This window comes from Streptomyces sp. NPDC048434 (assembly GCF_043200375.1).
GTDB lineage: Bacteria > Actinomycetota > Actinomycetes > Streptomycetales > Streptomycetaceae > Streptomyces.
Map to the genome: position 1 here is coordinate 1 of NZ_JBICXQ010000088.1, position 2,192 is coordinate 2,192.

The 2,192-nt window shown below is 69.9% G+C and carries 1 protein-coding gene; it reads right to left on the minus strand.

The annotated features are described in order from the left end of the window. Positions 1 to 121: 121 nt before the first annotated feature. On the minus strand, positions 122 to 1,510 hold the full coding sequence (locus tag ACGFWI_RS38970; protein ID WP_393910797.1) for an FAD-dependent oxidoreductase: 1,389 nt from the start codon (positions 1,508 to 1,510) through the stop codon (positions 122 to 124). Positions 1,511 to 2,192: the final 682 nt, after the last annotated feature.

A 2,192-nucleotide genomic window follows, 5' to 3' on the forward strand; every position in this document is an offset into this window, starting at 1 on the left:
GTTCCTTGGTGCACTGCCAGTTGGGTGCTGGTAGCAGGGCTGGACCGCGAAGGGACGCTCGCGGCCAAGCCTGACCGTTTCGGGGAGGCCGCACGAGCTGCACTTGAAAAGCAGGTCGCCCTTATCGGCCCCGGACTCCTCTCTCGATGAGTGCATCCCACTGGTCGCGGGTCGGGCCGTCGTGCGTTGGCGAGAAGTCTGGGTGGGCGGCCAGCCAGTCGGTGACGGCTCGGTCCACTTCGTCGGTGCTGTAGGCGTCGTCGGCCGGTTGCAGGAGATGGCGTACCCGGGCTCGGGCTCGCATGACGACGGGATCGTCAAAGGCGCAAGCGGCCAGGGCAGCAGCCCGCCGATCCGAGGACGGTGAGCTCTCGGTGAGGCGTTGCTCGTTGCCGCGGTCGGCCGTCACCTGCGCGTCGAACCACGGGCGAAGGACCTGTGCCGTCCAGGTGTGGTAGCCGATGGGAGCCGCGGCGATCTGGTCGACATGGGTGGCGAGGTGCTGGGCGGCAAGCAGACCGAGGGCCACGCCATGGCCCAGGGTGGGGTTGGTGTGGACGAGGCTGTCCCCGGCGTTGACCAGGCCCCTGACGACAGGTCCGTCACCGTCGACGAGGGAAGTCCAGCGGTTGTCCAGGCCGGCCATCGCCAGGACGGCTGTCTGTGGTTCGGGGGCCAGGTCGAGCCAGGCGGCGGTGGCGGGGAAGCGGCGGGCGACGGCCTCGAACACGGCAGGGTCGGTGAGCGCGCCGCGGGTCGGATCACCCGTGGAGAGCACCAGGCTCACCGCGAAGGTGTCGTTGTCAGAAGGGAAGACGCCGGCGAGCGCGAACGGTGCGGCCGAGCCGGTCTTCACTCGTCCGGGGTCACGTGGGCCGTCGGCGCGCAGACGGTACCAGCGGCACAGGTAGGCGATCCCGGTGCGGTGGCTGTCGACCACGGGCGGGCGGCAGCCGGCCGCGGTCAGCCAGTCGGGGACCGGCGAGCGGCGACCCGACGCGTCGACGACAAGGTCCGCCTGGTGCATATCCGCGCCCACCTGCACGCCGGTGACCCGGGCAGTGCGACCCTCCTCGAAGGTGAGGGCGCTCACCCGGCAGCCTCGCCGCACCTCAACGGTGGGTTCCCGCCGCACGGCCGCGGTCAGGGCCGCCTCCAGCACGATGCGGCGGGTGCGCAGGGTCACCAAGTCCTCATCACCGGCCCGATGCGGCGGATGTTCACCGAACCAGTCGAAGTCGTGGTATTCGCGGGCTCCGCGTGCCAGCAGATCCAGGTAGACATCAGGGGTCTCGGTGCGCAACACGGTGCGGACGGGGGCGAGGAACGAATGGGGATGGTTGGCCTGCGGGACTCGGGGCCTGTCCCAGCCGAAGAAGTCCCGGTGCAGGTCCTCTCCGGCCTGCCGCGCGTTCTGCTCGAACAACGTGACCGTGTGGCCCCGCCGGCCAAGCATGAGCGCCGTCCCCAGCCCGCTGATACCCCCACCGATCACCGCAACCCGCGCCACCGATCGCCCCTTCGCGTCGTGTTGCGGAATGAGCCTACTGCTTGGCGATCTCCAGTTCGAAACCAGCTCCGTCCGTCGCAGTATGGGGGCACGGCCGCCGTCGATGCCAAGTCGAGATCCCAACTCTCCCGCAACAGAGCACGTGCGCTGCGTGACGTGCGCCGAATGCAGCGCGATGCCGGGCCCGTCACTCAGCCTCTGGCTCTCCCTGCCGGGGCGGAGCCTGTAGGTCTCGGCCCGTCGGTCATCCGCGCTTGTTCAACGCCCGGGTCAGCTCGCGGTTGGCGGACTGCGCAGCCTCCGGTTCAGCCTCCCGTTCTTCCGGGCGTGATGCCAGCTCGACGGCTTGCTGTTCCAGCTGGGTGATCGTCCGGCGATGCTCGTCGATGTCTGCCGGGGCGCCGAGCCCTGACTCCCGCCAAGCCTGCTCTCCAAGATCCTGTGACAGGCGCTTCTCCAGATGCTGGACGCGGGCGGTAAGGCGAGCCGCGCGGGCGCCTGCGTTGGCCAGGTCGGCTTGGAGGGAAGCCTGGGTGGCGGCCGGCCCAGGTTATGCGCGCTCCGCATGGCTGCTGCTCACCGGCGTCGACCTGGGAGGGTGTCGCTGTTGGCCTCGGCTGGCAGCAAGTCAGCCGCGTGGGTCTGGTCGTCGGTGAGGTTCACCTGAACCAGATGGGGCGGG